We start from the raw sequence: 7,566 nt of genomic DNA, 5'->3' as shown, positions 1-7,566 counted from the left end.
AAATGCGCACCCGAAATGCGCTCTGGGGAGGAGCTAAATGTTTAAACAAATCATGGGGGCCTCTGTGGCCGCCCTGTGCTTCGCGACTGCACCATCGCTGGCGCAGACTTGGGATTTCACCGCCGGCAAGTCTTACGTGTTCGGCGACAGCCTGTCAGACACCGGCAATGTATTCCTCGCCGCCGGCGCGGGCGCTCCGCCTGTCTATTTCAATGGGCGGTTCTCGAATGGCCCCGTCTGGCATGAATATCTGACAGGAGACACGCTGGCCCTCTCGCCCTTTCTGACCGGCATCATTGGCGACGCCTCGAACGGCATCAACTTCGCCCATGGCGGGGCCCGCACCTATGGCTTCGCCAGCAGCCCGGGCGGCCCGATCCTGCCCGGTTCCATAGAACAGGCCCAGTTCTACGCCGCAGGCGTGGCCAATGGCAGCATCGCCGCGCCGACGAGCTCGGACATCTTCTCGATCTGGATCGGGGGCAACAACTTCCTGTCCGCGCTCAGCGGAGCGCCGCTCGACATCAATCAGGGCGTCGCCGACATCCAGCAGACCCTGACCACCCTCGCGAGCGCCGGGGCCCGACGCTTCGTACTCTTCGGCGTGCCGCCCATCGGGACCTCCGTTGAAGCGCCTGCGCCGTTCGATGCGCAATTCGACCAGGCCGCCGCCCAGTTCAATCTGGGACTGCGCAGCGTGGACGCCGCCATCAGCGCACAGTTCGGCGCCGATGTGCTCTACATCAATGTGGAGGATCTGCTGCTTGACCTGTACGCCGACCCCGCCGCCTACGGGTTCAGCGAAGTTCGGACCGATTGCGTCAGCCAGGGATTGCTTCTGGACGCCTGCCCGGCCGACTGGAGCGATTATGACGGCATCCATCCCACGACCCAGTCCCACGCCGTTCTGGCCGCCTTTGTGGTGGCGAGCGGGATGAACGACGATTATGCCGGCCAGAGCGCCGGCGGGTTGTCCGAGCACGCCTATCAGGTCAGCCGGCATCTGATCGTGGATGCGATGGATGAGGCCGGACGCGCCCGCCAACAGACCGGTCCCTATCTGACCGGCGGCTGGCTGGACGGCTCGGTGGATGCAGAGGCCGGACGCGCCGGCGTCGACTATGACGGGTGGTCCGTGTCGGGCGGCTTCAACGCCAATCTGGACAATGGCTTCTTTGCAGGCGGACGCGTCAGCTTCGCAGACACGACCAGCAGTGTGGATTCCGCGCTCGCGGCGTCCGGCGAGGCTGAAACCTTCGCCATCGCCGTTCATGGCGGCTGGTCCACCGGCGCCTTCTATGTGCTCGGCGGCGCCGGTCTGGGCCGCACCGACATGGACACGATGCGCGCCACGGGATTCGCGCCCCGCAACTCCGTCACGGGCTCCTGGGTCATTGACCACAGCTTCACCGCCCTCGAGGCCGGATTCGACTTCACGCCGGCAGAAGGCTTCATCCTGACCCCCTATCTGCGGGGCGTCTTCACCGATTACGAGCTGGGCACGAATATCGAGCAGGGCGTCCTGCTTGCGGGTCGCTATCAGGAGACCGATTTCAGCAGCACCCTGTATGAAGCCGGGCTCCGCGCTGAATGGCAGGTCAGCGACGCCGGCCAGCTGACAGCCGGCCTCGCCTATGAAAGCGAGGACGACGCCGAGCGAACACTTGGCGTGCTGCTCAACGACGTGGACCTGTCCACCGCACAGGCGGGTGGAAATGAGGATGGCGTGCTGCGCGCTCAGCTGGGGTATGTGGCGGAAATCCGCGACCGGTTGAGCATCGCCCTGACCGCAGCGGGCCGGACCGGAGACGGAACGGAAAGTCTTCAGGCTCGCCTGCAGGTTCGACTGGGCTTCTAGACGCGAGGTTGAGCCCGGCTGTCCTCAAGCCGCCGGGCTCAACCCAGCTTTTCCTCCACCAGACGAATGGCTTCGCGGACAGCCTCATCCACCGACATCTCGGAGGTGTCGAGTTCGATGGCGTCATCCGCCTTGAGCATGGGGGCATCGGCCCGGCTGGCGTCCCGCGCATCGCGCTGGCGCAATTGGCCCAGCACCTGCTCGAAGCTGATATCCTCACCCCGATTGACGAGCTCGGCCCGACGTCGCCAGGCGCGGGATTCCTCATCCGCGGTGACGAACAGTTTCACATCCGCATCCGGGCAGATCACCGTGCCGATATCGCGGCCATCCAGCACGGCTCCGCCGGGCTGAGTGGCGAATATGCGCTGCACATCGAGCAGCGCGGCGCGCACCCGCGGATGGGCCGAAACAACGCTGGCGGCGACGCCGGCGCCCGCCGTGCGGATCTTGCCCTCATCAATGGCGTTCACATCCAGCGTGCGTGCAACCTCTTCCGCCGCGTCGGCGTCTTCCGGCGGCAGGCCCTTCTCGATCATGGCGACGGCCACGGCGCGATAGAGCGCGCCGGTGTCGAGATGCGGCACGCCGAACCGCGCCCCCAGCGCGCGCGCAATGGTCCCCTTGCCAGAGGCGAGCGGACCATCCACGGCGATGATGACAGAGCGCGGTGAGCCGACCATCAGTCGAGCGCAGCCATGTCTTCGTCGGAGATGTCGAAATTGGCGAAGACGGTGCTCACATCATCGAGGTCTTCGAGCGCTTCCATGAGCTTCATCACGGTCGCCACCTTGTCGCCGGTCACCTCGATCAGGTTCTGCGGCTTCCAGATGATGTTGGCGGATTTGGCTTCGCCGAACTTCTCCTGCAGGGCGGAGCTGACTTCGGCGAGGTCTTCACGCGCGCAGTAGATGACGTGTTCCGGCGCAGGCTCGCCATCGTCATCCACGAGATCTTCCTGCACCACGTCTTCTGCGCCCGCCTCGATGGCGGCTTCGAAGATGGCTTCTTCATCGGCGACCGAGGCCGGGAAGCGGATCTCGCCCAGCTGGTCGAACATGAAGCTGACCGAGCCGGTCTCGCCCATGTTTCCGCCATTCTTGGAGAAGGCGGCGCGAATGTCGCTGGCGGCGCGGTTCTTGTTGTCGGTGGAGGCTTCCACGATCAGGCCGATGCCGGCCGGACCGAAGCCCTCATAACGGATCTCGAAGTATTCTTCGGCGTCGCCGCCCGCCGCCTTGTTGATGGCGCGTTCGATATTGTCCTTGGGCATGGACTGACCCTTGGCGTTCTGAACGGCAAGGCGCAGACGCGGGTTCATGTCCGGATCCGGGCCGCCCATTTTCACGGCGACCATGATTTCCTTGGACAAACGCGAGAACAGTTTGGCGCGAGCCTTATCCTGGCGACCTTTGCGGTGCTGGATATTGGCCCATTTTGAGTGGCCGGCCATGGTCGAAACCTCCGGGTGGGCGAATGGCGCGACGGCTTTTGCAAAGCCGCATGAATTCTTGGAGCGGGCCTTCTACCCCATTGAGGGCGCTTCGGCCAAGACCTTGAGCGCTCAGCGCCTGCACTGGTCTTCAGCGGCGGGGCATGGCATTGAACCGGGGTATCCGCTTTGATGTTCCCTAAAGGCGCCCCATGACCGTTATCGCCGTTATTCCCGCCCGTTACGGCTCCACGCGTTTTCCTGGCAAACCCCTTCACGAAATTGCCGGCGTGCCCATGGTCGAACGCGTGCGCCGTCTGGCCGCAGCCGCGCCCTCCATCGACCGGGTGATCGTCGCGACCGATGACGCACGCATCCTGGCGGCGGTTGAAGGCTTTGGCGGCGAAGCCGTGATGACGCCGGAAAGTTGTCGCAACGGCACGGAACGCGCCTTTGAAGCGGTCAAGGACTTCGCCAAACCAGACGATGTGATCGTCAATCTGCAGGGTGATGCGCCCCTGACGCCGCCCTGGGTGGTGGACGCCGCCGCCGCCGCCATGAAGGCGGACCCGGCGTTGAAACTGGCGACGCCCGCCGTGGCGCTGAGCGAGGATGCGCTGGACAAGCTGAGCGAGGCCAAGCGGCGCGGAGAAGTGGGCGGCACCACCGTCGTTTTCGACAAGGCCATGAACGCCCTGTACTTTTCAAAGGCCATCATCCCGTTCAAGCGCGAGAATACGGGCCTGCCGATCTACAAGCATATCGGACTTTACGCCTATCGCTTCGACACCCTGTCCGAGCTCGTAGCGCTGGACCCGAGCCCGCTTGAACTGACCGAGAGCCTTGAGCAATTGCGCGCGCTTGAAAACGGCATTCCGATCCGGGTCGTGCTGACCGAATATCGCGGCCGCACGCCCTATTCGGTGGACTCCCCGCGCGACGCCGACGTCGCCGCCGACATCATCGCCCGTGAAGGAGAGATCCTGTAATGCTTCTGATACTGGCCCGTCATGGCAACACCTTCGGTCCTGAAGACACTCCGGTCTGGGTCGGGGCGAACGAGGATCTGCCGCTGGTCGAAAAAGGCCTCGAGCAATCGCGCGCCATGGGCGAAGCCTTGCGGTCGCTCAACCAGCTGCCTGACCGCATCCTGGCCGGCCCTCTCAAGCGCACGCGTCATGGCGCCCGCCTGGTCGGGGAGGTTTGCGGTTTCACGGGCGAGGTGGAGATTGATGAGCGCCTCAAGGAGATCGATTACGGGGTCTGGGGCGGCAAGACCGACGCCGAGATCACCGAGAGCTGGGGCGAAAGCGCGATCGCGGACTGGCGAGACCGGTCCATTCCGCCAACCGGCGCCGGCTGGAGCCCCACGGTCGAGACCCTGAAGTCCAATGCCCGGAGCGTGCTCGAATCCGTCTCCCGGGACCGCAGCGAGGACACGGTTGTATTCATCCTCACCTCCAATGGCGTTTTGCGTTATTTTCATGAGCTTCTGGCTGGCCAGGACGCGCCGACAGAAGACGCCAGGGTGAAAACCGGCCATATGGGCGCCGTGCGCATCACTGCCGACAGTCGCGAGCTGCTGGGATGGAATCTCTCTCCGGACGCCTTCGTCGAGGCTCTGCGTTCGTGAACTGGAGCTGGCGTCTCTCGTCCGTCACCCTGGCGACCCTCCTGACGCTGAGCGCCCTCTTCATCGCGGCAGGCGGACTGGGACTGGCGACCTCGGTCGGCCTGGCCGGTCTGATCTTCACGCCTGTGGTTTTCGTCTCCGGCTGGCGCGCCTTCAAGAGCGCGCCCACCCTGGTGTTTCTGGGCGTCCTGAGCATCGGGTGGGTCTGCCTGTCCCATCTCTGGTCGCCCTATGACAAGCCCGATCAGGTCTACAAGCTGGCGTTGCTGACCCCATTGTTCGTGCTCGCGGCCTATATGGCTTGTCGCCTGACCGAAGAAGAGGCGGACCGCCAGCGCCGCGTCCTTGTCGCCGGCGCCTTGCTCGTTGGCGGTTACTTTCTGGTCGAAGCCCTGAGCGGCGGACTGATTGGCGGCTGGATCGAACTGAATCTCGAAGAATCCACGTATCCGGCTGAAGCTGTGCGCAATGCGAAGGTGACCCTGTCACGTGGCGCGACCGCCTTCATGATGCTGGCCGGCCCCGTGGCTCTGGCGTTGTGGCGACGCCCCGACGCCGCTCAGCGCGGCCTGGCTATGGCGCTGATGGTGATGGCGGGCTTCGCCTCGGCGAGCTTTGATGTGGAAGCCAACATCCTGGCCCTTCTCTTCGGCCTGATCGTGGCCGGCGCCACATTGTGGAGCGGGCCCGTGGCGCCGCAACTGATGGTGCTGGGCGCCGGCGTCTGGGTGCTGGGAGCGCCCCTTTTCATGGGACTTGGCCTGGCCCTGCTGCCCGATCCCGTCGAAGACTCCCTCCCGCTGTCCTGGGCCTGGCGCCTGGAAATCTGGCAAGCCGTTCTCGAGCAGATTCGTCAGGCCCCCCTGATCGGGCATGGTCTGGACAGCATGCGGGCCATGAGCGATCCGACCCCGTATCGCGACATCACCATCGATCGGTTGCCGCTGCATGCCCACAATGCCGGGCTCCACATCTGGATGGATGCCGGCGCGGTCGGCGCGATCCTGTGCGCAGCCACGCTGTTTGCGCTGGTGGGCGCCCTCGGACGGGCCCGGTTGACCCGCGACCAGCTGGCCGGCCTCGCCTATGTGGGCGGAATCTGGCTGGTCAGCGTCATGCTGGGGTATGGCGTCTATCAGGAATGGCATCACGCCGCCCTGGCGTTGGGCGTGTTCTCGGCGTTCCTGAACAGGACAGACTGACCCCGCAGCGACGCCCGTCCCACGGCGCCATTCTTGCTCGTATGCTCCCAACCGCCTTCAAGAGCGGATTGCGCGTATCGAGGAGAACACCATGTCGTCCCGGATTGAGGCACAGGCGCCGTCTTTCGCCGCCGCGCGAACCGCACGCAAGATCAATCCGCTTCAGGTGTTCGTCCTGTCTGACATGAGCGCGATCAGCCTGTCTGGCATCCTGCTTCAGGGGCTGCACGCCCTGACGGCTCACCCTCAGGCCTCGGGAGAACTCGCCGTCTTCTTCGTCTCGGGCGTGCTTCTGATGGGCTGGTTCAATGCGCAGGGGCATTACCGCACCCGCCAGCCGGTAATGGGCGCGGCTGGCGCCGTGCTCAAGGCCTGCGCCCTTGCCTGCATCGCTCAGATCGCTGGCCTCGCCGCTTACGGCGCGCTCGACCAGGCCTGGCCCTTGGCGGTCAGCTGGATGTCTGTCCTCTGTCTTGTCCTGGCCTTGCGGGTCGGGGTGCGCGCGCTGTTCACGGCCACGGGCGGCTGGCTGGAACCGGTCACGGTCCTGGCGCCTCAGGCGCTGACCTTGTCTCCGGACAGCGTTCTGTCACATCATCAGGGGCATGGGTTGCGCGCTGAGCGCAGCCTGGGCCTGGAGCCGTTCGGGCAGCTGAGCGAAGCCGCGCTGCATGAACAGGTCGAAGCCCTGTCGCGCCGCCCGGTCTTCCTGGCTCCCGACGCAGACACCCAGGCGATCGCCGCACGACTGGCGCGCCTTCTGACCGCACACGGCGCCCGTTTCTATTATCGTCCGGCCATGGGAGTCCTTTCTAACGAGGCGCTCGACACCGTCGCCTTCCCGCCCGCAGACGGCCTGATCCTGTCCCTGCACGATTCGCTGGACCGCCCCTTCGCCCAAGCGCTCAAACGCGGCTTTGACATTGCAGCCTCGCTGGGCGCCCTGATCTTCCTGAGCCCGCTCCTGGCTTGCCTCCTCTTCGCCATCCGTCGGGATGGCGGCCCGGCCTTCTTCAGCCAGAAACGATTGGGCGCGCAGGGCAAGGTCTTTGGCTGCCTGAAATTCCGCACCATGGTGGTGGACGCCGAGGCGAAGCTGGAAGCGATCCTGGCGAGCGACCCCGAACGTGAGGCGCAATGGCGCGCCTATCAGAAGCTGGATGATGATCCGCGCATCACGGCGGTCGGCAAGTTCCTGCGCATGAGCAGCCTGGATGAGCTGCCGCAACTGATCAATGTGCTCAAGGGCGATATGAGCCTTGTGGGACCGCGGCCCATGACTCTGGACCAGCAGGAGCCCTATGGCGAGGCGCTTCTGGAGTATCAGCGGGTGCGGCCGGGGCTGACCGGGCTATGGCAGGTCAATGGCCGTAACGAGACCACTTTCGAGGAGCGCGCCCGGCTGGACCGGTATTATGTGCACAACTGGTCGCTCTGGCGC

7 protein-coding genes are annotated in these 7,566 nt (G+C 64.9%); 5 read left to right on the top strand and 2 right to left on the bottom strand.

Annotation, left to right across the window (positions count from 1 at the left end; genetic code table 11):
* Window positions 1–37: 37 nt before the first annotated feature.
* A complete protein-coding gene (locus B2Z70_RS08065) occupies window positions 38–1,858 on the top strand; it encodes an autotransporter domain-containing protein (RefSeq protein ID WP_292982352.1) in 1,821 nt (606 codons plus the stop codon).
* 38 nt (window positions 1,859–1,896) lie between these two features.
* Here the strand turns inward: B2Z70_RS08065 and cmk are convergent, their stop codons facing one another.
* Both cmk and B2Z70_RS08055 read right to left on the bottom strand, forming a co-directional pair.
* Window positions 1,897–2,541 (bottom strand): (d)CMP kinase, encoded by a 645-nt coding sequence (cmk, locus tag B2Z70_RS08060; protein WP_292982350.1) that lies wholly within the window; start codon window positions 2,539–2,541, stop codon window positions 1,897–1,899.
* Window positions 2,541–3,311, bottom strand: a complete 771-nt coding sequence (locus tag B2Z70_RS08055; protein WP_009801886.1) for a YebC/PmpR family DNA-binding transcriptional regulator — start codon at window positions 3,309–3,311, stop codon at window positions 2,541–2,543. Before B2Z70_RS08055 ends, cmk begins: the two co-directional genes overlap by 1 nt.
* A 191-nt stretch (window positions 3,312–3,502) precedes the next feature.
* On the opposite strand from B2Z70_RS08055, the gene kdsB reads away from it, so the two are divergent.
* The 4 genes from kdsB to B2Z70_RS08035 form a co-directional block, all read left to right on the top strand.
* On the top strand, window positions 3,503–4,279 hold the full coding sequence (gene kdsB / locus B2Z70_RS08050; RefSeq protein WP_292982347.1) for a 3-deoxy-manno-octulosonate cytidylyltransferase: 777 nt from the start codon (window positions 3,503–3,505) through the stop codon (window positions 4,277–4,279).
* Window positions 4,279–4,923 (top strand): histidine phosphatase family protein, encoded by a 645-nt coding sequence (locus tag B2Z70_RS08045; protein ID WP_292982345.1) that lies wholly within the window; start codon window positions 4,279–4,281, stop codon window positions 4,921–4,923. Before kdsB ends, B2Z70_RS08045 begins: the two co-directional genes overlap by 1 nt.
* Window positions 4,920–6,125 carry an O-antigen ligase family protein gene (locus B2Z70_RS08040; protein ID WP_292982343.1) on the top strand — a complete coding sequence of 402 codons (1,206 nt, stop codon included), beginning with the start codon at window positions 4,920–4,922 and terminating at the stop codon, window positions 6,123–6,125. The genes B2Z70_RS08045 and B2Z70_RS08040 overlap by 4 nt, the downstream gene beginning before the upstream one ends.
* Window positions 6,126–6,216: 91 nt before the next feature.
* Window positions 6,217–7,566 (top strand): sugar transferase (locus tag B2Z70_RS08035; RefSeq protein WP_292982341.1); only part of this gene is annotated, 1,350 nt, incomplete at its 3' end.

It is taken from the genome of Oceanicaulis sp. UBA6590 (assembly GCF_002433705.1).
Taxonomy (GTDB): Bacteria; Pseudomonadota; Alphaproteobacteria; order Caulobacterales; family Maricaulaceae; genus Oceanicaulis.
The sequence above is the reverse complement of the archived record's forward strand: the minus strand, read 5'-3'. Positions and strand labels throughout refer to the sequence as shown.